Consider the following 26,089-nt stretch of genomic DNA (forward strand, 5'->3'; position numbering starts at 1 on the left):
TTACCCCTTCTTGGGCCAATATTCGTTGATCATCTTGGTCGGAATACCCGTTTCTTCGGGTGCGAAACAGTCAGCAAGGATTTCCCAGCCAAGGTCCAAAGCCTTTTCAAGAGGAATGTTCACGGAGAGGTCCATCATTTCCTTCTCGAAACGGGCACCGTATTTCAGCAGCTTCTGGTCCCAGTTACTCATGTTGAAGCCCATGGACTGCTTTTCCAAAGTTTCCTTGTAGCTTGCGTACAGCTGGATCATGGTGTTCATGATGGTACGGTGGTCGCTACGGGTCTTGCCGTTCACCTGCTGTTTCAAACGAGACAGAGAACCGAACGGTTCGATACGGCCCTTGCGCAGGTAGAACTGACCTTCGGTAATGTAACCTGTGTTATCCGGAACCGGGTGGGTCACGTCGTCGCCAGGCATGGTCGTCACAGCCAAAATGGTGATGGAGCCCGAACCTTCGAAGTCCACAGCCTTTTCATAACGGCTAGCAAGCTGAGAGTAAAGGTCGCCAGGATAACCACGGTTCGACGGAATCTGTTCCATCGTAATGGCGATTTCCTTCATGGCGTCGGCAAAGTTCGTCATGTCGGTGAGGAGCACGAGCACGTTCTTGCCTTCGGTGGCGAACTTTTCAGCCACGGCAAGCGATGCATCCGGCACGAGCAAGCATTCCACGATCGGGTCAGAGGCGGTGTGCATGAACATCACCGTACGGCTCAAGGCACCGTTCTTTTCGAGGAAGTCCTTCAAGTACAGATAGTCATCGTGCTTCAGGCCCATGCCGCCAAGGACAATCACGTCCACTTCGGCCTGCAATGCAATACGGGCAAGGAGTTCGTTGTACGGTTCACCGGCAATGGAGAAAATCGGGAGCTTCTGCGAAACCACGAGCGTGTTGAACACGTCGATCATCGGGATACCCGTACGCACCATCGTCTTCGGGATGATACGCTTGGCGGGGTTCACGGAAGGGCCGCCGATAGTAATGCGTTCGCCGTCCACTTCGGGGCCGTTGTCGCGGGGCTTGCCGGCACCGTTAAACACGCGGCCAAGCAAGGCTTCGCTGTACGGAACCTTCATCGGTTCGCCAAGGAAGCGCACTTCGGAGTCGGTCGAAATACCACGGGCACCTGCGAACACCTGCAAGTCCACCATGTCGCCGTCAATACGGATCACGCGGGCAAGGGATGTTCCGAACGAGCTTGTCACCTGGGCAAGTTCCTGGTTTGCTACACCTTCGGCGCGGAGCGTAATCACGGAACCGGCGATGCGTTCAATACGATGGTATGCCACATTATGCATTAGCGGAAACCTCCTTCACGGAAGCGAAAATACTTTGTTCAAGGTCCTTGAATTCCTGGGAATCGAACTTGACGCGGTTCCAGTCCTTCGTCGACTGAGTGAGCTTAAGGAAGAACGTACGGGCGACGTCCTTCTCGCTGAACTTCATCGGGGTCTTGAGGATGGTGTAAACCTTGTCGAACACGTACTTCTGGCGTTCGGCGGAGCAGGCGGCGTCGATTTCGTTATAGGCGTCCTGCTGCAGGTAAACGGCGTCCAGGTATTCGGACTTCAGGTAAATCACGAAGTCGTCGATAGAGGTACCTTCTTCGCCCACCACCTTCATCATGTTGTTCACGTCCACGCCGTTTGCGAGGATGTGACGGGCTTCGGCCACCTTCTTGCTGTCGATGATGCCTTCGTACTTGGACCAGGAATCCAGCGGGTGGATTGCCGGGAAGCGGCGCTGGTCGGAACGTTCACGGGAAAGGCCGAGGAACGCGCCCACCACCTTCAGGGTGGCCTGGGTCACCGGTTCTTCGAAGTTACCACCTGCAGGCGACACGGAACCGCAAATCGTCACGGAACCGGTAGAGCCGTCCTTCAGGCGAACCACGCCACCGCGTTCATAGAAGGCGGCAATCACGGATTCGAGGTAGGCCGGGAAGGCTTCTTCGCCCGGAATTTCTTCCAAACGGCCGCTCATTTCACGCAGGGCCTGTGCCCAACGGGAAGTCGAGTCAGCCAAGAGGAGCACGTTCAGGCCCATCTGGCGGTAGTATTCGGCGAGAGTCACGCCCGTATACACGGAAGCTTCACGGGCAGCCACCGGCATCGAAGACGTGTTACAAATAATCAGCGTACGTTCCATGAGGGACTTGCCGGTACGCGGGTCAATCAGTTCAGGGAATTCGCGGAGGGTTTCCACCACTTCACCTGCACGTTCACCGCAAGCGGCCAAAATCACGATATCCACGTCAGCGTAGCGGCTCATGAGCTGCTGGAGCACCGTCTTGCCGGCACCGAAGGGGCCCGGCGTACAGAACGTACCGCCCTGCATCACGGGGAAGAACGTATCGATAATGCGCTGCTGCATGGTGAGGGGCTTGCTCGGGCGCAGGCGTTCTTCGTAGGCCTTGATCGGCATCTTCACCGGCCAGGTCTGCACCATGGTCACGTCCTGGGTTTCGCCCTTGTCATTCTTGAGCTTGGCGACAACAGTTTCTACAGTGAATTCGCCCGCGGCAGAGACCGATTCCACAGTCCACTTGCCGAGCAGGCGGAACGGCACCATGATGCGGTGCGTGAACACACCTTCGGGCACGGTGCCGAGCGTATCGCCCGCGACCACCACATCGCCCGCCTTCGCGACCGGGGTAAACGCCCACTTCTTGTCGCGCGGGAGCGCCTTCAAATACTTACCGCGCTGCAGGAAGAAGCCACATTCTTCGGCAAGCTTCGGGAGCGGGTTCTGCAGACCGTCAAAGACCTGGGTCAAGAGGCCGGGGCCAAGTTCTACGGACAAAAGTTCGCCGGTGAATTCCACCTCGTCACCCGTCTTTAAACCCGTGGTGTCTTCGAACACCTGGAGTTCGGCGTAGTCACCGCGGATACGGATGACTTCGCTCTTGAGGGGGATGACTTCGGACTTGCCGTCCTTGTTTTTCTGAGTAAGCTTGGCATACGCCACTTCGTTCTGGGACACGGCGCTTTCGAACTTGACGCGAATCAGGTTACCGTTGACGCCGATGATTTTTCCGATACTAGCCATTGAAAATGGACCTCCGGTCATTCCTGTGCCGCCGCAGGGGCGTATGCAGGATCGTTTGCATTAATAACATTCAACACGGCAGCGTCGCCCGCTTGTTCGGAGAGGCGCGCCCAACGTTCACAAATCTTCAGTTTGATCGCATAAGCGTAAACATGCTTGACGGTACCCTCGCCCACTCCCGCGAGCGAGTCCACAAGCCAGAAACGGGCCTTGTCGATATCCTGCTCTTTTTCCATAGGATTCGACTTGGCAAACGCATCTTGAATCATCTTGGCAAAGGCGACATCGTAACCCGGGAAGGACTTTTCCGTAAAACGGATATCGGGCCCCCATGCGCTTGCACGGAGCCTACCCGAAACGTTCTTCATCTGGATTTCGTGGGCCTTGTAGGCGCGCACGAACTCGTCGTCGCACTCTTCGCATTCACCGTCATCCAAAAGCGCGTCCAGAGCCGCAAGTTCCGGCTCGGACAGCACGCCGATGCAGCGGTGGCGAAAATCTTCCATACTGAGCGGGGCCGGATCGCCAAACTCAATCATCGGAAGAGATGCCATCAAGTAAGAAGGACTGCTCATCAAGTACCCGCGTTACTTCGCCTGTGCGGCAGCGTTTACCACTCTGGCAAGTTGCGGACGGAGCAGGGCCGAAAGAGCGTCGGCCATTGCAGCTTCTGTAAATTCGTGGGTGACCTTGCCGCCATCGAGCTTGATGCGGAAGCCGAACTTGACACCCTTGTCGCTTTCGACCTTCACGCCGGCGGAAAGTTGCTTCTTGAACTCGCCCATCACAAAGGAGCTGAGCTTGCGGGCATCGGCATCGGAGAAATCCACCTCGATGTCGGAGGTATAGGACTTGGCGACTGCCAAGAGCATGCTCTTGACAGTGGATTCGTCCAGGGACTTCTCCACCTCGAGGTTCAACAGGTCCATAATCATCTTTTCGAGATTCTTGCCTACCGAAAGCAAAAGGTCGCGGGCGGACTGTTCAAGAGTGCGTTCGCTACGTTCCGTGAACGCTTCGGCGTCCTTGTCGGCCTTTTCCAGACGGGCGGACGCTTCGGCCTCGGCAGCCTTCACGATATCGGCCGCCTTTTCCTTGGCCTTGGCAATGATAGCCGCCGCCTCGTTTTCTGCTTTATCGACAGCATCTTTCTGGATGCGTTCCATAAGGTATTGCAAGTCTTCTGCCATATATATCTCCAATTACGCTCCGGATTGGGAATGCACGACAAAAAACGGCCCTGCTAGCCCTAATCCAGAAAATTTCGTTAGTAATATACAAGTAATTTTCCGCAAAAGTTCACGAAAAAATGAAAAATTTTGAAAAAAAAGACGAAAAAACGAATTTTGGCGACGAAAAGCCACAGAATGTGTAAAAATTAACTTTACAAACCAAAAAGGTGAAAAAAAAGGCGTCATCCTGAGCGGTAGGGATGGTGTCATTCTGAGCGAAGCGCAGCGGAGTCGAAGAATCTAGGTTTGAATGTTTCTATATTTTGCGCCGAAAAAAACTATCCAAAGGATACTAACATGAAACGTACTCATAACTGCGGCCAGCTGCGCAAGGCAGATGTTGGCCAGACCGTAACACTCGCCGGTTGGGTGGACCGCCGCCGCGACCATGGTGGTGTGATTTTTGTGGACCTCCGCGACAAGTATGGCAAGACCCAGATCGTCTTCAACCCGGACTACAACGCCGACGTGATGAAGACCGCCGAACAGCTCCGCAACGAATACGTGATTACGGTGACCGGCAAGGTCTACGCCCGCGAAGAAGGCAACGCCAACGAAAAGCTCGCCACGGGCGAAATCGAAGTCAAGATTGACTCCATCGAAATCCTGAACGCGGCCCTCACCTCCCCGCTCGCCATCAACGACCCCAACGAAGAGTGCAAGGAAAACGACGACCTGCGCCTGCAGTACCGCTACCTGGACCTCCGCCGTCCGTGGATCCAAAAGAAACTCCTCCTCAAGAGCCGCTTCCTCAAGGCCGTGTACGACTTCTTCTACGCCAACGGTTTCGAGAACATCGAGACTCCGTGCCTTTGCAAGTCCACTCCGGAAGGCGCCCGCGACTACCTGGTGCCGAGCCGCGTGAACCCGGGCAAGTTCTACGCCCTGCCGCAGTCTCCGCAGCAGTACAAGCAGCTTTTGATGATTGCCGGCATGGACCGCTACTTCCAGATTGCCAAGTGCTTCCGCGACGAAGACCTCCGCGCCGACCGTCAGCCGGAATTTACGCAGATTGACGTCGAAATGTCCTTCGTGGACCAGGACGACGTGATGGAAATGTTCGACAAGTTCGTGACCGAAGTTCTCGGTAAGGTTTGGAACTTCGAACCGCCGCGTCACATCCGCCGCATGAAGTGGCACGAAGCCATGCTCAAGTACGGTTCCGACAAGCCGGACCTCCGCTTCGACCTCGAAATCCACGACGTGTCTGAAATCGGCGCCAAGAGCAACTTTGGCGTGTTCAAGAACTGCGTTGCCGCCGGTGGCAAGATCCGCGGTATCGCCGCGAAGGGCTGCGTGGACTTCACCCGCAAGCAGATTGACGAACTCACCGCCTACGTGGGCAAGTACGGTTCCAAGGGCCTCGTGTGGATGCGCGTCAAGGAAAACGACGAAGTGGAAACCCAGGTCGGCAAGTTCTTTACGGTGGAACAGCTCAATGAACTGCGCGACGCCGTCGGTGCCAAGTGCGGCGACATGATGTTCTTCATCGCAGGCCCGGAAAAGGTTGCTGCAACCGCTATGGGCCAGCTCCGCCTGGAAGTCGCCCGCATCAAGGGTCTCCGTGACCCGAAGAAGCGTGAATTTGTTTGGATTACCGAATTCCCGATGTTCGAATACAGCGACACCGAAGGCCGCTACATGGCCATGCACCACCCGTTCACCAACCCGCTTCCGGAACACCTCGACATGATGCTCGGTGGCAACCTCAAGGATTGCAACGCCGAAGCCTACGACCTCGTTCTGAACGGCGTGGAAATTGGTGGCGGTTCTATCCGTATTCACAACCCGGAAGTCCAGGAAAAGGTGTTCCGCCTGCTGGGCCTCTCCGAAGAACAGGTGAAGGAAAAATTCGGCTTCTTCGTCGACGCCTTCAAGTACGGCGCTCCTCCGCACGGTGGTCTCGCCTTCGGTCTCGACCGCGTTGTCGCTACCATGGAAGGTGAAGAATCTATCCGTGACTACATCGCGTTCCCGAAGAACACCAGTGCTTCTAGCCCGATGGACCAGTGCCCGAGCGAAGTCGACCTCCAGCAGCTGCAGGACATCCACATCTCCGTGCAGATGCCAAAAGTCAAGTAAGGCGAGCATCTACCCTTTCAAAGTAGTCCGGTTCAACCGGACTATTTTTTTGCTAAATTACAGCGCGAATTCAACCCTAACCTATGGAGATGTTTATGAAACTCACTACCCGTGCCATTGCCGAAGCTATCGGCACATTCTGGCTTGTGTTTGGCGGCTGCGGTGCCGCCGTGCTTGCTTGCGGCGTTCCGACCACCGGTATCGGCTACGTGGGCGTGTCGCTCGCATTCGGCCTCACCGTGCTCACCATGGCATACGCCATCGGCCACATTTCGGGCTGCCACCTGAACCCGGCCGTCACGCTCGGTCAGGTTGCCGGCGGCCGCTTCCCCGCTAAGGAAGCTCCGGCCTACATCGTGGCCCAGGTCATTGGCGGCATTATCGCTGCGGCAGTGCTCTACTGCATCGCCCAGCCCGACCTCACCAACGCAGGCATCGGCGCATTCGCCACCAACGGCTGGTCCGACGCTCTCAACAACGGCCTGAACGCCTTTGGCGGCAAGACCTCCGGCATGCTCTCCGCATTCCTCATTGAAACCGTGCTCACGGCTATCTTCCTGTTCGTGATTATGGGCGCTACCGACGGTCGCGCACCTGCAGGCTTTGCCCCGATTGCTATCGGCCTCTGCCTCACGCTCATCCACCTCATCTCTATCCCGGTGACCAACACGTCTGTGAACCCGGCCCGCTCTACCGCTATGGCCGTGTTCGTTGGCGGGGCCGCCATCAAGCAGCTCTGGCTCTTCTGGGTCGCCCCGATTCTCGGTGGCGTCATCGGCGGCGTTGCATACAAGTTCCTTGCCGAATGCAAGTGCGAGAAGAAGTAATAACGCTCGCCTAGATTGCCACGTCGCAACGCTCCTCGCAATGACGTAGCATGTCATGCTCGCGAAGGCAATCGTCATGCTCGCGAAGGCGAGCATCTTTCTAAAAAAAGCGCGGCCCCATCTGGCGACAATTGGGCCGCCATTTTTTTTTGCATAATTATTCGAGACAGAATTTCCAAATTGGAATCACATTAATGCCATCTTCTAAAACAGTTTCCGAATTCCATGTAACAATGCAACAATTTTTCACTTTAATTTCTTCTTTCGCCAAACGAATCGCGTTTATCTCTCTTTTGAACGTGTCCAATTGCTCCATATCCCAAGCAACTTGAACGAGTCGTCTAGACTTCGTATCGAGATTCGTAACAAGGAAATCGACTTCGCCTCCATTGCGATTGATATAATATTCAATTTTATTATTCCCCCGCCGGAAGTGCAGAAAAACCAGGTTCTCCAGAAGCCACCCTTTTTCAGCATCATTCTTTGGAGTCATTGCACGAACAACCCCGGTATCAACCATATAATATTTATCAGGATTTGTTCTACGCACCGAAACGGAATCAGTCCTTAAAGATACTGGATAAATCAAGTACGCGTCGGCCAAATAACGGAGATAATTGGAAATATATTCTCGATTGTCCGAAATCCCCATCGCCTTCAATGTACCAGAGATAGCACGAGTCGAAATTTTTCGCGCGTAATTATGGACAACATAATCTAAAGTATACCGTAGCGCAGGTACACTTGAAACTTCAATATATATAAAATTGGCATAAAAATCAAGCCAATTTCACAAGAAATTGGCATATTTTTTTGTCCATATTATTTATGACGCTTTTTATACAGGCGGAAGGCCAGGATGCGCTGTGGCGTCAGGAACACGAACGAAGCCCAGTAGCGCAGCAGGAACCACGAGACTTCCGGGAAATCGAACGGGAGGAATGTGACCAGACGGAGGCGGTTTTTGAGCCACCAGCGCCAAACAGAGCCGCGGCGACGATCCGCAAATTTCCCGAAGTTGCCGTCGCGCATGATTTCGCGAAGGAGAATGCGCCCGCGGCGGGCATCAGGCGGGCAAAGCAGGTATTGCGATTCCAGACCGAGGTATTCCGAAAGCGCCCACATGAGGGCACCCGCAATGCGGTTCAGGCCAAGCGACTCTAGGCGGGCAGCAACATCCGCGCGTTCACCATCAGAACTGGCCCGGAGTAACACGCAGTAATCCATCACCTGGCGCAGGCCCACCCCGAGCCCCAACAGGTGCTTGTATATGTGCGAGAGCTGCATGACCAGCGCGAATTTGTTCGAAGGAACGTAGAAACTCGGCGCATCTTTAGTGTCGCCCGCAGGAACAAGATGCGAGGCAGGCAGTTCCGCGTTCAAGAAACGCTGCAAGCGGCTGTTTGCAAAAGGACTGCAGCGGTCAACCCCGAACCCGAAATGAACCTCTACCTCTTCCCCCAAAACCTTCTTGGAAAACAGAACGTCGTGGTTAGAGATTCGAGCCCTTTCCAACAAATTCAACTTCTGAAGAACGCTTAAAACGTGGTCGCGACCTTCCCCCACCCAGATGTCGATATCCCCCGTCTGGCGTATAAACTTGTCCGGATAAAGCAGGGAATTCGCCTGCCCCTTGAGAATAAGCGTCTGGCAACCCTCTGCCGCAAACTTCTGCGTCAGTTCACCCGAGCACGCATAATGCCGCTCGTTTAACGACCGGATACCCTCCGCCTGGTAGAACCACTTGAGGTAAAGCTGGTGCGGCACCCCAAGCATTTCGGGCTTCCCCGACGAAAGCGAATTGATAGCACTGAACGCGACCCCAAGAACGGACTGCCTGCCGCATTGCCTGTAGAGCCACTCCCAGTCCTCAGCAGAAACATCGCCCGCCCCAAAAACAGGAAACTCCCGCGAAGCCCCTAAGGCATATCGCAGGAGTGCAAAAAGGAGGTCAACACGCCTCGCAACAACTTTATACGTGACGGTTTGCACCTTCGTTCAAGTTGAAACCGAGTTCGTCATCGTATTCGTCTGCATCGGGGCCATCGCCGGAGCCGGCAAGCAGATACATTTCACCGCGCATATCAATGAAACTGAGCTTCGGAGCAACGTATTCTTTCTTTTCAAACTTCAAATTCATATCAACCCCTTACTTAATTACAACCTTCTTGCCGTTATTGAAGTACGTACCCTTGATGGTCGGCTTCTTGTCGAGCTTGCGGCCCTTCATGTCGTACCAGCCGGTCGCCGTTGAGAACTCACCCGTGCGTGGGTTCAGCATGTAAATTGCAGTTGTCCCTTCTTCGTCATGAAAAACCACCTCGATGGACGAAGGTAAGTCTTCTTCAATAGCAGCGATTGTTGCGTTGGCACCAGCCTTGGTCAACGCATTGCTTTTGTTATAAACCAAGTAGCCACGGAACGGACGAATGTAAGCGCCTTCCTTGACTTTCACGAACTGGCCCTGCTGAATTTGCTTGCCGTCAACTTCCTTTGCCTTCGCAGCAAAGCCGTAAACACGACCAATGTCAGGGTCGCCCTCTTCCCAAGTTTTATAGGAATACATGCCCCGGAATTCCCAATTGTCAAACTTAAACTTGGTATCGGCACCTACGGTTTTCTTCATCGTGGTCTTGCCCGCACACCAAGCAGGGAAAATAACCTGATTTTTGTTAGGGCGGACAAAATAAGGCCTGTTTGCGGAAAATTCACCATTACTGCCCATTTGCTTCGCGTCAATTTGCCAGGTTTCTGAAGTTCCGTTAATCGCGATTCCAGTCATTTCGTAAATCTGGCCAAATTCAGAAAGACAGCCACTTGGGAAATCAAACGGCAGCATCAAGGTGCCAGGCTTGCCCCACTCACCAGAATAGTCGCGATCGTAGTAGATGGAGTCCACCTCGACATCTTCCGAAATTTCAACCGTTTCTGTCGAAGTACCGCTAATGAGAGCGGTCTTCTTACCATTAAGCATCTTGACGGTAATAGCACCGTATTCGCCAAGTATGGAGCCCTCTTCTTGGGCAAAAGCACCCATGAAGGCGACAGATAGCGTCAAAACGGCCATTTTTTTGAAAATTTTCATATTAAACCTATAGATTTTAGGCCAAATATAGAAAAAAGTAAGAATAATGTAAAGTGTTGATTATCACGACTTTTTGCCATAATAGCCCTTGTCATAGTAGCCGTAGCCATAATGGCCCGGTTCACGCTCGCAATGATTCATCACGATGGCAGCAGGCTTGTCAGAATAACGCTTGACTCGTTCAACGGTTTCCTTGATTTCTTCCATGCTGTGGCGACCATAGTGGAGCACAAACAAAGAGTAATCGACCAGCGGGCAAATGAGTTCGGCGTCGGTCACCAAGTTCAGCGGCGGAGTATCTACAATTACCATGTCAAACTTTTCGCGAGCCTCCTTGAGAAGTTTGTCCATGGCGTCACCACGTAACAACTCGCAGGCAGCAAGTTTCGTCTTGCCGGCATTCATTACGCACAAATTATCAACATGTTTTTGTGAAACAGCTGTGTCAAGAGTCGCAATTCCCGCCAAAACATCAGCAAGTCCAAACTTTGAGCGTCCGTGAATTACACCTCGGCGCATATCTGCATCTATTAACAGTACCTTCTTGCCACTCGCCGCAATCGTCGCCGCCAGGTTCAGCGAAACAAAGCTTTTGCCCACACCAGGAATCAAGCCCATCACCAGAACAACGCTATGCTCAGGATTCGGCATCAAGAACATCAAGGCTGTCTGCAGCGAGCGGAAAGATTCACTTACTTTATCTTCAGCATTTTGGAGCACGAACGGAGCCCCGTGGTGTAAATGCTTATGGCCACGCAGCAACTTATGCGTTGACTGAGGAATCTTTGCAAACACGCTGAGACCTGTTTCGCGCTCGATTTCGGAAGCACTCTTGGCGCCATTCCTAAGAATATACATCAAGAACACGAATAAAACTCCGAATATGAATCCAAACACAACAGAAGCCATCAAAATACGGGATTTATTCGGCTTTGTTTGACTTTGCTCTACCTGCGCAAAATCCACTATGCGCACATTACCCACCTCGCCCGCACGCACCACGCGCAACTGCTGGATATTGTTGAGCATGTTGGTATAGACTTCATTGTTGACAGCAACTTCCTCTTGCAGCCGCTTCACCTCTTGCTGTGTCAGCGGCATTTTCTCAGCATTTTTCTTAAGCGCAGCCAATTCTGCACGCAACTTATTCTGCTGCTTAACAATCGTCTGCACATTCGGGTGTTCCGCCTTGAACAAACGAAGGGCAGACTGACGTTCCTGCTCTAACTGCATAATTTGACGCTGCAGTTGCCCTTCCTTGTCCAAATGAGCCTTGGTTTCACCACTTATGTCAACGGATCCTACCTTATAGCGGTAATCGGCCAAAATCTTCTCGGCGCTATCAAGTTTCGCCTTGACCCCCGGCAACTGGCCTTCAAGGAACTCCAAAGTCTTTTCGGCTTCGGCACTGCGCATTTCCACATTCTGCCGTAAGTATGTTTTCGCAATTGTATTCAAGATTGAGGCCGCACGATCTGGATGGCGATGACTGTAGCGGACAGAAATGATGCCAGTCTGTTTTCCCTTTTCCATGACATTCAATCCAGCTGCCAAAGCACGTTCGGCCTTCAAAGGAGTTCCGCGCACCAAGGCAAACTTCTGCCCCTTGCGAGCATCCATAAAATTCACACGAATAGCAAGAGTGTCACCCGCATATTCCTTAAAAGCAACCTCTCCAACAACGCCATCTAAGACATTTTTTTCGTCCGAAGAAACCACGGAATAGGCGCTATCGCTTTTGGCAACAGCCATCCACTTTTTCGCACGAACTTTTTCGGGGATTCGCAAGGAATCGACATCCATGCGGCCTTCCTTATGTGTAAGTCTGTCCCAAAAACCGATTGGAACCGTCCATACATAAAGATGCTCTTTCGCAACGACATCACTTAAAACCATTCGGCTCTTGATAAGCTCAATTTCTGCATCAGCAGGGCTTGCCAAATCTAGGACAGCCCCCATTTCGCCAAGAGCCTTTGTAGATTTACTGCTGGTTCCCTTGACATTCACCTGCAACAGGACATCGCTCGTAAACAGCGGACGAACCCACATGGCATAAGTGGCGCCAAGCATTGCAGCAACAATGACAAACAGCGCAACCAGGAACTTTTTTTTCCAAAGAAGCAGGGCAAATTCAACTATGGTTAATGAATTTCCTAATGACGATATTTTTTTCGTATTCTCATTCATATTTTGAAACATTTTGTTAAAAGATTAACATAATCAAATTCGTTGGGCCGTCTAAATATGGCTTTTTCTCACATTATATTAAACAAACCCGTTTTCACAAAAAAATAACAAGCTCATGAGGTTTAGCACCCGATTCACATTCAAGCAACACAACTTCCCCATCAACAATACATTGACATCCTTTAACATTCATCATACAAGCATTAAGTCATTCGTGACACTCTAACAGATTTTACGATTTCGCATCAAAAATATTAACGTGCTTCATCCGGTTTCACCAATGAATCTAACAGGAATTCTGCTTTTTTTCTGATTTTTTTGAAAATCTATCGAAATACTTACGTTAGACATATTACACCTCATCCTAAATATAACAACACTGTAACAGAAAAGCAACAACCTTCACATATTCAAAGGACTCTTAGACAACAAAAACATCCAACTCAGAAATTTCTATAGAAACCAGTGCTTTCAAGAAATCTTTTTTAGAATTTTGATTATGGGTGTTTTCACCAAATTTCGTTCGAAGGGATTCATAGATAGCAGGAAAAATAGAGGTATATACACAACCAAATAAACTCCAACACAAACCACCCATTTCTGCCATGAATCAATTACAAATCCTTGCAATATTAGGTAACAAACAAATGTCATTATGATAGGCATTATAGACATCTTAAAAATGTTCATCCAAAACATAAAAACATCTATTTTTTGTCTAATTTTGTAATAGACATTCATCACAATCACTTGAGCTACAACAAGCCCAATTGCAATGCCAATTGCACAACCAATTCCACCATAATGTTTTGCAAGGGGGATTTGAATACCCAAGCTTCCTAATGCAGCCAACAAGCTAAGAATACTTCGAAATTTCACTTGATTTCTAGCTTGAAGTATCACCAATCCGATATTTTGGATTAAATCAACCGTAAATGGAATGAAGAAAATCATCGATATAACGTAAGCATCCTCATAACCGGAGCCGGCCCACAAAACAATAAAAGATTTTCCAAATAAGAAAAAACCAGATAAAATCAAAGCAATAACACAATATTGTACCCTTCCCGTTTTTAAAAACAAATCTGATACAACTTTTTCATCAGCATTTTTAACGATCATCGCTGTAACTTTAGGCAAAAAAACATTGCTTATTGCGAGAGAAAAGCCCATGTACATACGCTGAAGTTGTATTGCAACAGCAAATACAGCAACAGCCGCCGTCCCCACATAAGCACCCAACACAAATTGGCCAGTACTCCAATAAACCTTATCCATCACAACACTCATGAATATCCACATAGAAAAAACTGAAATCTCTTTAAGAAAGCCCCATTGAATCCGTCCAAACTTCAAACGAATTTTCAGAAAGCGTCTACAATAAAGGTAATTGCAACCCAAAGAGAGTAAATTAAAGATTGTTGTTACAACAACCATTGCAACGGCTTTGTATCCCAAAACAAGCAAAACAACCATTGTTATCGTATTTAAAAATATACGGATAATTGCGACAATTTTCTGAAAAACAAACTGTTCATACGCAACAATAATAGAACCAAACAAGCTCAACGGGAATGTGATTGCCAAATTAGCAACCATTAACGCAAGAACCAGTTTCGTTCTTCGAAGTTCGTCCACACTCATTGCAGCATCAAAAACTCTTTCAGCATTACAACACAGAATTCCACCCACAATCAACGTCACTACGCCAACAACACAATAAAGCAAAAAAAACATTCCAAACATTTTGTACTGTTCATTAAGCTTTCCTTCTGCACGATATTTTGCCGTATAGCGCACAATAGCATTACCAAATCCAAAATCAAGGATCGTCAAATACGCAACCACCGATGCCGCTATTGAATACAACCCATACTCAGATTTTCCCATCATGCGAAGCATAAACGGAGTATAAATAAGGCCAACTAGGTTCTGAAGTCCCAGAACCAAATACGAAAGCGCGGCTCCAATTTTCAGTTGAGATTTAAGCATATCTTTACTACATGGATTTTCAGAGACTATCTAAATTTTTACAGACATTTCCTTATTTTTTTCTCAACAGAAAACTTTAATTTCCAGATGCTAAGCAAAATTCTCGAAACACGCCATGATTTTCCTAAAGAAAATCGAATAAGTGAATCTAATTTTTTGAAACCTCCAAAGCCATTTTCAAACAACACATTCGTTTCTGGAAGCAAGCCAACAAACTCATCTTTTTTCATATCTCTCAACAAAAAAGCTGTTCGTTTCGCCTCTATTTTACGTTTTAACAAAAGCGATATGTCAAAACCATCTTTTGATTCAAAATAGTCAATAAAAAAAAGCATCGAATTGAGTTTTTTTCTTGACACAACCTTAACAAGACTATTATCATTCGAATAGCAAATATAATGATAAAAAGCCTTTGGTACATACGAAATGCGTATAGGATTAAATGTCAAACAAACACAAACAAACAAATCTTCCCACACAACCAAATTCGTCGGAAACAAAAGATTATTTGAAACAAAACACTCTCTCTTAATCAATTTATTACAGCATGAGCCATGTAAATCAAAGAAAAATTCGCGCATAACATCTCTATGATTTAACGACTTTGGTTTTTGTGGCTTGCAAATTAATTTGCTCTGATAATGAAAAATAAAATCACAAATAACCATATCAGAAGAATTCAAAACAGCACTAGCATACATTTCTTCAAGCATATTTGGTTCGACCCAATCATCAGGATCAATATGAATAACATATTCTCCAGACGCATTTTCCATACCACATTGTCTCGCTGAGCTCACGCCTCCATTTTTTTTATGCACAACAACAACATTTGAGTGCTTATGCGCATAGTTATCACAAATCAAACCCGAAGAGTCAACAGACCCATCATCAACAAGTATTACCTCATAATCTTTAAAAGTTTGATTATCTAAGCTATCCAAACATTTGCACAAGCTTTTTTCAGCACAATAAACTGCAACAATAACAGATATCTTAGGCATGAGCCATTCCTTTCTTCAATTATCAAGTATTGTCAACCATTGATTGTCTTTCAGACAAACCAAATACATCTTCCTGTGGATATGCTATACCCATAAAGTATCCCAAACCAACAGCAAAAAAACCAGAAGAGATTATCATTTCCGCAGTAACAGGCAAATAATACATCGAAAATAGAGATTTACCTATTCCTATAAGAAGTAGAACTCCCAACGCAGTATAGGCATCTTTATTTTTTTTTGATTTCATCCAAGACATAAAGAAACCAATCCAATAAACAAGATAGAGAAGAACGCCAACAACACCCTGTTCCAAAAGAATACCCAACCAATCGTTATGAGCAAAAGATACATTTACTGATAAGGTTTGGTTTGCACCCATTCCTAAAAAAAACTCCCTTAGATTCGTATGATTTAAATAATAATCAAGAATGACCTTACCATAAGAATCTCTTCCACTAGAATCTCCTGCTAAAGTTTGTTCGACTCGTAAAGCAAAGTAAGGACTATTTTCTATTTGACTTAGAATAAAATCATATATACCTACAGACGCAATAAACAGCAAGAAAACAACTAATAATTTCTTTTTTATTGAAGAGCCCTGCAACAAGTTCCATACAAAAAACAACGAGCATAACGCACACAATAATATAGGTCCTCGTTTTACACCTAGAACGCAAAAAGTAAATATTGCACAGACTCCGGAAAACTGCAACAAGACACTTTTCTTTAAAAGTACAACAAATGGAAACAGGCTCAAAAAGGAATACACACATGTTACAGTAAATTCATCATCATCCAAGCCAAGTTTCGAAGCCTCAATTATCTTTTCATTTGAAAAAACTTGAAACGCAAAAACACTCGAGACAAAAGCAATCAAAAAAAACAGTTTCATTTCACCATTTTGAAGGATTCCTCTACTGGAAAATGTGTAAACAACAATTGAAGAAAGCATAGATGTTAACAGCCATAAAACATAGTCATAACTATTAACAAAACGTCCTCCTCCTTGCCAATATATATTTTCTCCAAGAATGGCAATATAAGCGCCATAGATAAAAAGGAAAAATACAAATACAAAAAGCACTTTAAAGTATGCGGGCAAATTGAATTTTAAAACAGCATATACGGAAAAAAGCAAAGATGTTAAGGAAAAAATGAATAACAAAGCATAATATACTTTCGTTGAAAAATATACATATGGAAGAAAAGCCATTACTATCCACGAAAACAGATAAACATATGCAAAAAATTTAATTAATGACATAATTACTCACATTTCATCTACAACATTTATCAAGCACCGTTTTCGCCATTTCATTTATAAAACAATACAATCTTGGACTAATGAAAAACACAAAGCTTTTCATTTTTGTTTTCAGAAGTTTTGAATTCCTCAGCAAAAAAAATTTTCCACTAAAAGGAAAAGATTTTTTATATAAATTTCCCAACTGATATATAGACAAATACTTTTGAACCAAGCTATCCCGCAGAAATCTTTGCAAAGTAAAATCACTTATTCTTTTATAAAGGATTTCTAATTCCAAACATGTCTCATAAAAATCCATTAAATTTTGACTTTTATCTTTTTTTGTCATAATTGATTCTGGACGAATTTCGTATCCATAATGCATAATACCTGAATAAACAACACTTTTAGCAGCAAGAATTGCTCTTGGAGTAAATTGTTCATCCTCGTGAAGAATTCCTTTCTTAAACATCAATTTATTTGCGTCAAGAAATGATTTTTTGTAGATATATAGCCAAGCCGCCATAGGCATTTTCTTTTTTTTCAACGATCTTTTTAGAAATTCTTTGCCATTTAATAAAATCCCTTTCAAGGATGGATCGTGAACCCAAAAATTTTTAGTATTAACAGATGCATCCATCACAATAACATCTACGGATTCACAAATACAACAATCTAGCTCCAAGCAAACATTATTTAATATAAAATCATCAGAATCTAAAAAAATAATATATTCACCAGACGCATTTTGCATACCTACATTTCTTGCATCTGAAAGACCTCCATTTGGTTTGTGAATAACCTTTACACGATTATCTTTGCTTCTTATTAAATCACATAATTCCTGTGAACCATCAGAACTACCATCATCAACAAGAATCATCTCAAAATCTTTATAATCTTGTTCTAAAACAGAATTTACGCATCGATACAAATACTGTTTGACATTATAAACAGGAACAACAAAAGAATATTTAATCATTCTTCCTCACAAGACAACATTTTTCTCAACACGATTAAAGGATTTTGTTTATAAAGTCTACGATGTCTTATTGCATCTTGTAAACAAAGTAGTTTCCACCATCTCGGAGAAATCATCTTATAGAGCGCACCCTGATCACGAAAATATTTCTCATCATAGCCAGTTTTCCAAGTTGATTGACGTTCTTCCGTAAGTTCTGCTATGTAGTCAGGAACGGCGTACATTTTCAAGCCTTTTCGAAGACAATCCGTCAAAAAGATATTATCTTCTCCATGACTATGCTCTGTTCCACCTCCAAAACATTGATTAAAGTAAATGCCCTTTTCTCGAACAGATTTTAATCGAACCGCAACACGAGCCGTTCCAAAACGCAAATAGTTCAAGAAACCGACTTTATAAGCCTTTTTGATTACATATCGCGTAATTTTAGGTTCTATCAAATTAAAGGCTATAACATCGGCGTCAGGATAAAGTTCAAAAGCTTTATTCACTTTTTCTACATAGTCATCAACATAGACCATATCATCATCAGCAAAAAGGCAGATGTCTCCCGTCGCACGCATAAGTGCATTATTGCGATTTAAGCCAACACCTCTTTCTGCAAAATTTAAGTAACGTATTTTATGTTCATTCCATTCAAAGTCTTCTACCGAATTAAAATCGCATTGATTTGCAACAATAGCATCAGTTTTCAGATGCATTTTTTCCAAAAGACTATGATCATTTTGACGCATTGCAGCAACCAAAACCTGAACAACCATATACTACCCTTTATAAAATTCTTTATCAATAATTTTTTTTACAACGCAAGGATTGCCTGCAGCAAGTACTCCACTCGGAATAGTTTTCGAAACAACAGCTCCCGCTCCTATAATAGAATGATCACCAATAGACGCTCCTGGCATAATTAAAACTTGTGTTCCTATCCAAGTGTACGCGCCTACAATTACTTTTTTTTGAGCCGTATTACCATCAAAACAATGTTTTACATCATCGTAAAAATGATTTCGAGTATATATTTTCACATTAGGTCCCATCATATTATGACCTTTAATATGAACCGAGGAATCTATAAAACAATTAACCCCAACAGCAGAAAAGTCCTCTAAAATAGCGCCCTCATTAAAAGAAGCCCCCTTTTCAATCAAGCACCCTTTGCCAACTTTTGCACAAATTTGTCGGGCAAAATGAACCCTTAAGGCATTTCCAATTTTTCCGAACGGGTGGCGACGACATGGCAACAGATTTCCAATAGTAGCCAAAAGCATTTTATTAAAATTAACTCGAAAGCCCATATCATCTCATTACTTTACAAGGTACACCAACAGCAGTTGCTCCTGCCGGAATATTTTTATTAACCAAAGTACAAGCACCGATAACAGCATCCTCTCCAATAGTTAAACCATTGCCTTCTGGAGTTTTACTAATAACACTTGAACGCATCCCTATATATACGCCATCTTCAATGGTAATCGGCAAATGTACTTGATTCCGCCCGTGGCAAGCAAAGAACACACCATAAGAAATGATGCAATTATTGCCAATTTTCAGCATATCGTAGCACATATCATCCAAGTAGCAGCGCATTCCTATAAAACAATGCTTACCAATCTTAAAGCCACAGATTCGATACAACAAAATTCGGACCCAATTGAGAGGACAATATGGAGCCAAGACCTGTGCAATAAATTTTCTAATAGGTTTCACCATAATTGTAAGTATAGAATAGTTGAAATAATATGGAGCCGGCCTACCCTTAATTTTCTCATAAAGCCATTTAAATATAAACATCACCCCCTCCCCACGTACTTAATTTTCTTCCATACGCCAAAGAACAGGTTTCGACCGGTATTAAACAGAGATAGGAACTGAATATTATTCTGCATAATACCCACCGGTTTTTCGACTTCCCCGATGCTCCACTTCGCCTTCTTTAGCAAGAATACTCAAATTTTTCCGAACATAACTATCAGAAAAACCTGTTGCATTCATCATGTCTCCTATACTGCAACCAGGATTTTGCTTAACGAATGACAACAGACGGGCTCTGGCAGGAGATTGTTTCTCAGGTTTATCCGCCACTTTATCCGCCACTTTATCCGCTACTTTATCCGCTACTTTTTTTGAGGATACAGTCACTTTGAGACCTCCTCCTAAAATTTCGAACTTCGGCTCCTGCAAGCCTGCATCACGGAACAACTGAATAACGCGAGTAACGCCCGAGCCATATTTTTCAATTTCTCCAAGCAAGTGAAAATGATTAGCTATAGCCTTATTACGGAGTGTTGAAAGATAACGGTTGTGCACTAAATCGTCAACGCTTATATCTCCAGGAAGTATTCCAGGATTAAAGAACTCAATATAATCCGAAAACACCTTCACACAAGATTCAGACGGAGAACGATAATCCCTATGGACTATCATATTCAAGATTATTTCACGCAGAGCGTCTAACGGATAGTCCCAAACCAAGTCGTTTTCAGGTTTACCTGTTATTACGACAGCACAATTGATATGTTTTTTTACAAATTCAAAAATATGATCTACCTGACTCACCAGGTCGCCATGGGCCTCATCCCTATCCTTGATTATCGTCGGTGTCTGGAAGAAACCCATCTGTACTGCGGTATTTATATGCCAGTCCTTGGCAAAGAGCATTTCCGCAGCAAACGTCAGTTTTCCATCACGCAACAGGCGATTTTTCCGCAAAAAATCAACCGGATCCATGGGCAAATGGTAGCCACGGCGGTTTATGCGTTCAATGCTTTGCTTGACCTTCCTTAACGATATGTCGTCCATTCTCCCAGATTCATCAAGGACATAATCCCAGCTAGAGTTCTGCGTTTGCAAGGTACAGTCGCCAATTTCAGACGGAGACATCAGATGGTTGCTATTCTCATGACGCATAAAGCAACGCCCCTGAACAGACACGGGCTTAATTGCGCTTTCACGAACAATTAAGGCGACCAACTTTTTGCCCTTATACTCAATCAGCTCAACATCAGGTATTTGCTCGGGCTCGGTCTTACTTTTTATTTCATTCAGCCAGTTCTGCACACTTTCTTCGCCAATTTGCACACCATGTACTTTCGTTAGCGATTTTAACCCGACAAATATGGTGCCGCCTTTTTTATTCGCAAAGGCACAGACAGATTCTATCGTCTCTTGATTAAAGGACGATTTGAACTCAACCTTACTGTTTTCGCCCTTGGAAATCATTTTTTCAAGCAGCATCAGCGTTACACCCTATCTAAAAAAACTTGTTTTTAGGTACAATTCTAAACATAATAAAAAACATTTTGAAATGCAATAATCATCCTCTCCCCACGTACTTCATCTTCTTCCATACGCCAAAGAAGAGGTTTCGGCCGGTATTAAACAGGGATGCGACCGGGTTCATTCCTTCGGCTTCGCGGTAGAGTTTGTAATGCCACTTGATCAAAGAAAGATGGCGAGATTGCCCCAATGGGAGATCCCCGCCTGCGCGGGGATGACAGGAGTGTGTTATCGAGCCGGTGCGTTTGCGGTAGCGGGCCAGGTTTTCGTCCAGGAGGTAGCAGTCGGCCTTGCGACAGATTTTCAGCCACATGGCGTAATCGTTGTTCTTCTGGATTTCAGCAATCTGGATGTCGCCCACCACCTCACGGTCGTATATTACGGTAAGGCATCCGGGCCAGCAGTAGTTATACATTCCCGTCTTGGTAATGCGTTTCGGGCCACCGACAATCGTTCCCGTGGGCCTGCCATTCTCATCCATTTCCTCGTAGCGCGTATAACTGAAGGCATAGCCGTTCTTTTCCATGAAGGCTATCTGCTTTTCCAACTTGTCGGCTGCCCACAGGTCATCGCTGTCGAGGAAGGCTATCCACTTGCCTTTTGCCTCGCGGAGGGCGCGGTTGCGGCTGTAGGCGGCACCGCGATTGCGGTCGTTTTTTAGGTAACGGATTTTCGAAGAGAGATCCCCGCCTTCGCGGGGATGACAATTAAATTCGCGGGGATGACTATTAAATTCGCGGGGATGACAAGTAAATTCGCGGGGATGACAACCGTTCGAGTTCACTTCGGCAAGCTCAGTGAACTTGCCTACGACGTCATCGGTGCTGTCGGTGCTGGCGTCGTCAACGATAATCAATTCCCAGTCGGTGTATGTCTGCGCAATCACGGAGCGTATGGACTCCGCGATATACGGGGCCGTGTTGTAGCTGGGCATGATAATCGACACCAAGGAAGACATTCTATTCAGCCTCCCCTGGATCCTTCGACTTCGTGGATTCTATCGCCTTCGGCTCCAGAATGACATTCAGACATTGCAATCAGCCTTTTCGCTTCTTCTTGCCCGCGGTCGTATTCCTCGCGGGTGATGCGGCCGCTTGCCAGCAAGTAGTCGCCGAGGTCGGTCGCGGTGTCGGAGCCTTCTTCGGTGATGTCGGAACGCTTGATAAAGGCCTTGTTCAGCGTAGTGAGTATTATCTTCACGTCACCCAGGAAGGTGATTTTCTTGATGTACTCGAGGTCGTACTCGATTTTCTTTTCCCAAGTCACGGCGTTCCTGCCGTTGATTTGGGCAAGCCCGCTCAGGCCCTGCCGTACAGTGTGGCGCTTGCGCTGTTCGGGGGTCATAAAGACCATGTCGCGCACGAGCTGCGGCCTCGGGCCGATTACCGCCATGTCGCCTTTTAAAATGTTGAATAGTTCGGGGAGTTCGTCGAGGCTGGTACTGCGCAGGAACTTGCCGTACGCGGTAAGGCGCACGTCATCGGGGAGCAGTTTTCCAGAAGCGTCGCGCGCATTAGTCATGGTGCGGAACTTGACGAGCCTAAAGATTTTTTCGTCTTTACCGGGGCGAGGCTGCGTAAAGAACGGATTCCCCTTCATCTTGAACGCGCCAACGACCGTGAGCATCACAAGCAGCGGGCTCAGGCAGCAGATTGCCGCCAGGGCACAGAAGAAGTCCAGAATTCTTTTCAAGTTGTTTGCATACATATTAAATTTCTAGTCTGGATCCTCGCCTTCGCGAGGATGACACATCGGGCGTTTAAGGAAGCGGGGGTACATTTTAATTCAATATAATAAAGTTTTTTCATTTAGATCCTCGCCTTCGCGAGGATGACACATCGGGCGTTTAAGGAAGCGGGGGTACATTTTAATTCAATATAATAAAGTTTTTTGATAGATCCCCGCCTGCGCGGGGATGACAGCATAGGTCAACCAACGCTACCCCTCAAAGCATTCCCTTATGGCAGCGATGATGGCATCTTGCTGGTCGGGGGTCATCTTGTTGTCGCTGGGGAGGCAGAGCCCGCGGGCGAAAATGTCGGCGCCCACGGAGGTGTCCGCGCCTTCCTTCCCCGAAAAAGCCCTGTCGCCTTCCTTCCCCGCAGCGGTCACGAAGGCGTGTCCCCGGTAAACCGGTTGCATGTGCATGGGTTTCCAGATGGGGCGACCCTCGGCGTTCATGTCGGCGAGGCTTTCCAGGATTTTCGCGGGCGTCGCCTTGCCTCTACCCTCGCCCACCGCACATCCATCGATAATCATGCAGCTGAGCCAGAAGTTCGGCACGGAATTCGCCGCATCGTAGGGATTCATCTGCACGGGCCACCCGGCAAGACCCGCCTTGTAGCGCTCGTAAATGGCACGCTTCTGCGCGATATGTTCCTCGAGGTGCGGCAGCTGCCCGCGCACCACGCCCGCAATCACGTTGCTCATGCGGTAGTTGTACCCGATTTCCTCGTGCTGGTACCACGGCGCGGGTTCACGGCTCTGCGTGCTCCACTTGCGCACACGGTCCGCATCTTCCTTGCTGTCGGTAAGGTACATGCCGCCGCTGGAACCGGTGATAATCTTGTTCCCGTTAAAGCTGATGGCGTTGAAGTCGCCAAAACTTCCGGTCTGCACTCCCTTGTAGCTAGCCCCGAAGCTTTCGGCGGCATCTTCGACCAGGAGGGCATTGTGGCGGGAGCATATTTCGCGAATCTCATCGACCTTCGCGGGCGTTCCATACAAGTGAACAAGCACAACGAGCCGCACGTCAGGGTAAATTTTGAAAGCCTTCTCAAGCGCCACGGGGTCCATGTTCCAGGTATCGCGTTCGCTGTCGATAAACACAGCCTCGCCGTTCTCGTAGGCCACCGGGTTGAGTGTCGCGGCAAACGTCATGTCGCTGCAGAATACCTTCTGCCCACGCAGCGCACCCTCGCCCGCCCTGGGCACCCCGAACAGACGGACACCCGCAAGGCGCGTGCCCAGATGCAGCGCGGCAGTCCCCGCAGAAAGCGCCACGGCATACTTCACGCCCACTTTCTCGGCCACCAGGCGCTCCACCTCGTCGATATTCTTCCCGACGGTGCTCATCCAGTTGGTCTCGTAGGCCTCCTGCATGTAACGGAGTTCGTCACCATGCATGGTGGGGCTCGCAAGCCAGACTCTCTTTTCAAAGCGCTTCATGGGCAATTCCTTTACGCGGTCTCCTGTACCGCCTTCATCGATGCGGTCGCCTTCTTGTTGTATTCCTCGGGTTTCACGAACGTCGGTACAATCTCGTGGAGCGCCTGCACGGTTCCAAGTTCATCGTTCTCGAACGCGGCATCCCTCAGCTTGCGCAGTTGCTGGATAAACTTGCTACTGTCTATCTCAATCTGCTTCCCGATAAAGATAAGTTTATTGTTGGTCTTCTGCAGGCCTTCCTCGTTCATCAGGAGTTCTTCCTTGAGCTTTTCGCCAGGCCTGAGTCCCGTAAACTTTATCGGCACATCCTTGTAAGGCTCCTTGCCGTACATGCGGATAAGGTTTTCGGCAAGCGTCAGTATCTTCACGGGTTCACCCATGTCGAGCACAAAGATTTCGCCGCCGTGCGCAATGCTTGCCGCCTCGAGCACCAGGCTCACCGCCTCGGGAATGGTCATAAAGTAGCGGATAATGTCGGGGTGCGTCACGGTCACGGGCTTGCCCTGCTCAATTTGACGTTTGAACAGCGGGATAACGCTCCCGTTGCTGCCGAGCACGTTGCCGAACCGGGTACATACAAATTCAGTATTGCTCATCTTGTGCTGGGCAAGGTACTGCACAATCATCTCGCAGCAGCGCTTGCTTGCACCCATCACGTTCGTGGGGTTCACCGCCTTGTCGGTGCTAATCATCACGAACTTCTTTACCTTGTTGAACAGCGAGAGGAACGCCACGTTGAACGTCCCCGCTACGTTGTTCTTAATCGCCTCCATGGGGCTATTTTCCATCAGGGGCACGTGTTTGTGGGCTGCCGCGTGGAACACAACGTCGGGCGTGTACTTCTTGAAAATCTGGTTCATGCGGTTGTAGTCGCGCACGCTCGCAATAAGCGTCACCAGGTCAAGCGCACTCCCGTATTCCATGAGGAGTTCCTGCTGGATTTCGTAGGCGTTGTTCTCGTAGATATCCACAAGCACAATCCGCTTCGGGTCGTATTTTGCAATCTGGCGCACGAGTTCGCTCCCGATGGAGCCGCCTCCGCCCGTAACCATGCAGACCTTGCCCTCGATAAAGCCGCGCACATCCTTGTTGTCGAAGGTAACGGGGTCGCGCCCCAGGAGGTCCTCGAACTTGATATCTCGAATCTGCTCCACAAAGCTGGTTGATCCGTCACCAACGCTGGAAGAATCGAGCAGGCTGCCGATAAACGGCAAAACCTTCACGGGGAGCCCGGTCTTGCTGCATATCGAAAGAATCGCCTTGCGGTCCTTGGGCGGGCAACTCGGGATGGCAAAGATAATTTGTTCTACATTCTCGGCCTTCGCTACCTTCACGATATCGCGAGTACCGCCTGTTACAAGCACCCCGCAGACGGTAGAGCCAATCTTGTTGCGGTCATCGTCGATTAGGCATACGGGTTCAATCTTGGGCGCCCCCGCCACAGCGGGCAGCCTGTTTATCTCCGTAATGAGGAGTTTCCCCGCCTCGCCCGCACCGATAATCATGGTGCGCTTGCGTTCGGCATCCTTGCGGCCGACTTCTGCAATGGTCAGGAACGCATCGCGGAACGCAAAACGGAACAGGCAAATCCCTATCGCAGTAAGCAGGCACGAAAGCGCAGAAAAACGCAGGTACGAAACATCGGTAATGATGTAGTAAAGGCAAATGGCGACGGCATAGCCGAGCACCACGCCAATAATGCAGCTAATGTAATCGTTCCGGGAAAAGTAACGCCAAAGTTTGTTGTACGCCCCGGTCAGGAGCAGGGCTGCCAGGCAGCACACCACGCATGTCGAAAGGAAGGCTAAAAGTTCGGGGCGGCCGATACGTTCTGCGTAAATAGGTATGGGAAAATTGGCGAGCAGGCCGGCAATCACGACAATAAAAGCATCAGAAAGAGCCAAAAGACGCTTCCTTAGCCTAAAGTTCGTGAATAGTTTACGGATTTCCTTCATT

At 47.6% G+C, this 26,089-nt stretch carries 23 protein-coding genes; 2 read left to right on the plus strand and 21 right to left on the minus strand.

Going from position 1 to position 26,089, the window contains the following annotated elements; translation table 11 throughout:
• Genes BUA44_RS12380 through BUA44_RS12395 form a run of 4 tightly spaced genes read right to left on the minus strand, consistent with a single transcriptional unit; the run spans position 1 to position 4,242 of the window.
• A complete protein-coding gene (locus BUA44_RS12380) occupies positions 1-1,302 on the minus strand; it encodes a V-type ATP synthase subunit B (RefSeq protein ID WP_072812533.1) in 1,302 nt (433 codons plus the stop codon).
• On the minus strand, positions 1,295-3,052 hold the full coding sequence (locus tag BUA44_RS12385) for a V-type ATP synthase subunit A (protein WP_072812535.1): 1,758 nt from the start codon (positions 3,050-3,052) through the stop codon (positions 1,295-1,297). The genes BUA44_RS12380 and BUA44_RS12385 overlap by 8 nt, the downstream gene beginning before the upstream one ends.
• A 17-nt stretch (positions 3,053-3,069) precedes the next feature.
• The gene (locus tag BUA44_RS12390; RefSeq protein WP_072812537.1) at positions 3,070-3,627 is read right to left on the minus strand and encodes a DUF2764 family protein; all 558 of its coding nucleotides are present in this window, start codon (positions 3,625-3,627) and stop codon (positions 3,070-3,072) included.
• Positions 3,628-3,639: 12 nt separating this feature from the next.
• Positions 3,640-4,242 (minus strand): ATPase, encoded by a 603-nt coding sequence (locus tag BUA44_RS12395; protein ID WP_072812539.1) that lies wholly within the window; start codon positions 4,240-4,242, stop codon positions 3,640-3,642.
• Positions 4,243-4,581: 339 nt separating this feature from the next.
• Here BUA44_RS12395 and aspS point away from each other — a divergent pair, with 339 nt between their 5' ends.
• Together aspS and aqpZ are read left to right on the plus strand one after the other, a co-directional pair.
• Entirely contained in the window at positions 4,582-6,366 is a 1,785-nt protein-coding gene (gene aspS, locus BUA44_RS12400; protein ID WP_072812540.1) for an aspartate--tRNA ligase, read from the plus strand.
• Positions 6,367-6,455: 89 nt separating this feature from the next.
• Positions 6,456-7,193 carry an aquaporin Z gene (gene aqpZ / locus BUA44_RS12405; RefSeq protein ID WP_072812724.1) on the plus strand — a complete coding sequence of 246 codons (738 nt, stop codon included), beginning with the start codon at positions 6,456-6,458 and terminating at the stop codon, positions 7,191-7,193.
• A gap of 157 nt (positions 7,194-7,350) precedes the next feature.
• Here aqpZ and BUA44_RS12410 read toward each other — a convergent pair whose 3' ends face one another.
• The 17 genes from BUA44_RS12410 to BUA44_RS12485 form a co-directional block, all read right to left on the minus strand.
• A complete protein-coding gene (locus tag BUA44_RS12410; RefSeq protein ID WP_143151994.1) occupies positions 7,351-7,845 on the minus strand; it encodes a DUF4143 domain-containing protein in 495 nt (164 codons plus the stop codon).
• Between the two features lie 170 nt (positions 7,846-8,015).
• Positions 8,016-9,185 (minus strand): nucleotidyltransferase domain-containing protein, encoded by a 1,170-nt coding sequence (locus tag BUA44_RS12415; RefSeq protein WP_072812547.1) that lies wholly within the window; start codon positions 9,183-9,185, stop codon positions 8,016-8,018.
• Positions 9,166-9,333 carry a hypothetical protein gene (locus BUA44_RS15745; RefSeq protein ID WP_176495064.1) on the minus strand — a complete coding sequence of 56 codons (168 nt, stop codon included), beginning with the start codon at positions 9,331-9,333 and terminating at the stop codon, positions 9,166-9,168. The genes BUA44_RS12415 and BUA44_RS15745 overlap by 20 nt, the downstream gene beginning before the upstream one ends.
• A gap of 9 nt (positions 9,334-9,342) precedes the next feature.
• Positions 9,343-10,278, minus strand: a complete 936-nt coding sequence (locus BUA44_RS12420; RefSeq protein ID WP_072812549.1) for a hypothetical protein — start codon at positions 10,276-10,278, stop codon at positions 9,343-9,345.
• Positions 10,279-10,341: 63 nt separating this feature from the next.
• Positions 10,342-12,465 (minus strand): polysaccharide biosynthesis tyrosine autokinase, encoded by a 2,124-nt coding sequence (locus BUA44_RS12425; protein WP_178348800.1) that lies wholly within the window; start codon positions 12,463-12,465, stop codon positions 10,342-10,344.
• 471 nt (positions 12,466-12,936) lie between these two features.
• The gene (locus BUA44_RS12430) at positions 12,937-14,457 is read right to left on the minus strand and encodes an oligosaccharide flippase family protein (RefSeq protein ID WP_072812553.1); all 1,521 of its coding nucleotides are present in this window, start codon (positions 14,455-14,457) and stop codon (positions 12,937-12,939) included.
• Positions 14,458-14,495: 38 nt separating this feature from the next.
• On the minus strand, positions 14,496-15,461 hold the full coding sequence (locus BUA44_RS12435) for a glycosyltransferase family 2 protein (protein WP_072812555.1): 966 nt from the start codon (positions 15,459-15,461) through the stop codon (positions 14,496-14,498).
• Between the two features lie 22 nt (positions 15,462-15,483).
• The gene (locus tag BUA44_RS12440; protein WP_072812558.1) at positions 15,484-16,725 is read right to left on the minus strand and encodes an O-antigen ligase family protein; all 1,242 of its coding nucleotides are present in this window, start codon (positions 16,723-16,725) and stop codon (positions 15,484-15,486) included.
• 13 nt (positions 16,726-16,738) lie between these two features.
• Entirely contained in the window at positions 16,739-17,689 is a 951-nt protein-coding gene (locus BUA44_RS12445) for a glycosyltransferase (protein WP_072812561.1), read from the minus strand.
• Positions 17,686-18,450, minus strand: coding sequence for a glycosyltransferase (locus tag BUA44_RS12450; RefSeq protein ID WP_072812564.1), 765 nt, complete (start codon positions 18,448-18,450; stop codon positions 17,686-17,688). The genes BUA44_RS12445 and BUA44_RS12450 overlap by 4 nt, the downstream gene beginning before the upstream one ends.
• A gap of 3 nt (positions 18,451-18,453) precedes the next feature.
• Positions 18,454-18,957, minus strand: coding sequence for an acyltransferase (locus tag BUA44_RS12455; RefSeq protein WP_178348801.1), 504 nt, complete (start codon positions 18,955-18,957; stop codon positions 18,454-18,456).
• A 28-nt stretch (positions 18,958-18,985) separates the two neighbouring features.
• Positions 18,986-19,399, minus strand: coding sequence for an acyltransferase (locus BUA44_RS12460; RefSeq protein WP_218587610.1), 414 nt, complete (start codon positions 19,397-19,399; stop codon positions 18,986-18,988).
• A gap of 165 nt (positions 19,400-19,564) precedes the next feature.
• Positions 19,565-20,923 (minus strand): RNA-binding domain-containing protein, encoded by a 1,359-nt coding sequence (locus BUA44_RS12465; protein ID WP_072812571.1) that lies wholly within the window; start codon positions 20,921-20,923, stop codon positions 19,565-19,567.
• A gap of 79 nt (positions 20,924-21,002) precedes the next feature.
• Complete coding sequence (locus tag BUA44_RS12470) at positions 21,003-21,923, minus strand: glycosyltransferase family 2 protein (protein WP_072812574.1); 921 nt, start codon at positions 21,921-21,923, stop codon at positions 21,003-21,005.
• A gap of 5 nt (positions 21,924-21,928) precedes the next feature.
• Positions 21,929-22,657 carry a sugar transferase gene (locus tag BUA44_RS12475; RefSeq protein ID WP_304456033.1) on the minus strand — a complete coding sequence of 243 codons (729 nt, stop codon included), beginning with the start codon at positions 22,655-22,657 and terminating at the stop codon, positions 21,929-21,931.
• Positions 22,658-22,903: 246 nt separating this feature from the next.
• Positions 22,904-24,133 carry a DegT/DnrJ/EryC1/StrS family aminotransferase gene (locus tag BUA44_RS12480; protein WP_072812579.1) on the minus strand — a complete coding sequence of 410 codons (1,230 nt, stop codon included), beginning with the start codon at positions 24,131-24,133 and terminating at the stop codon, positions 22,904-22,906.
• Between the two features lie 11 nt (positions 24,134-24,144).
• A complete protein-coding gene (locus tag BUA44_RS12485; RefSeq protein WP_083579615.1) occupies positions 24,145-26,088 on the minus strand; it encodes a polysaccharide biosynthesis protein in 1,944 nt (647 codons plus the stop codon).
• Between the last annotated feature and the right edge of the window lies 1 nt (position 26,089).

Origin of the sequence: Fibrobacter sp. UWR3, from assembly GCF_900143055.1 — a bacterium.
Classification (GTDB): domain Bacteria; phylum Fibrobacterota; class Fibrobacteria; order Fibrobacterales; family Fibrobacteraceae; genus Fibrobacter.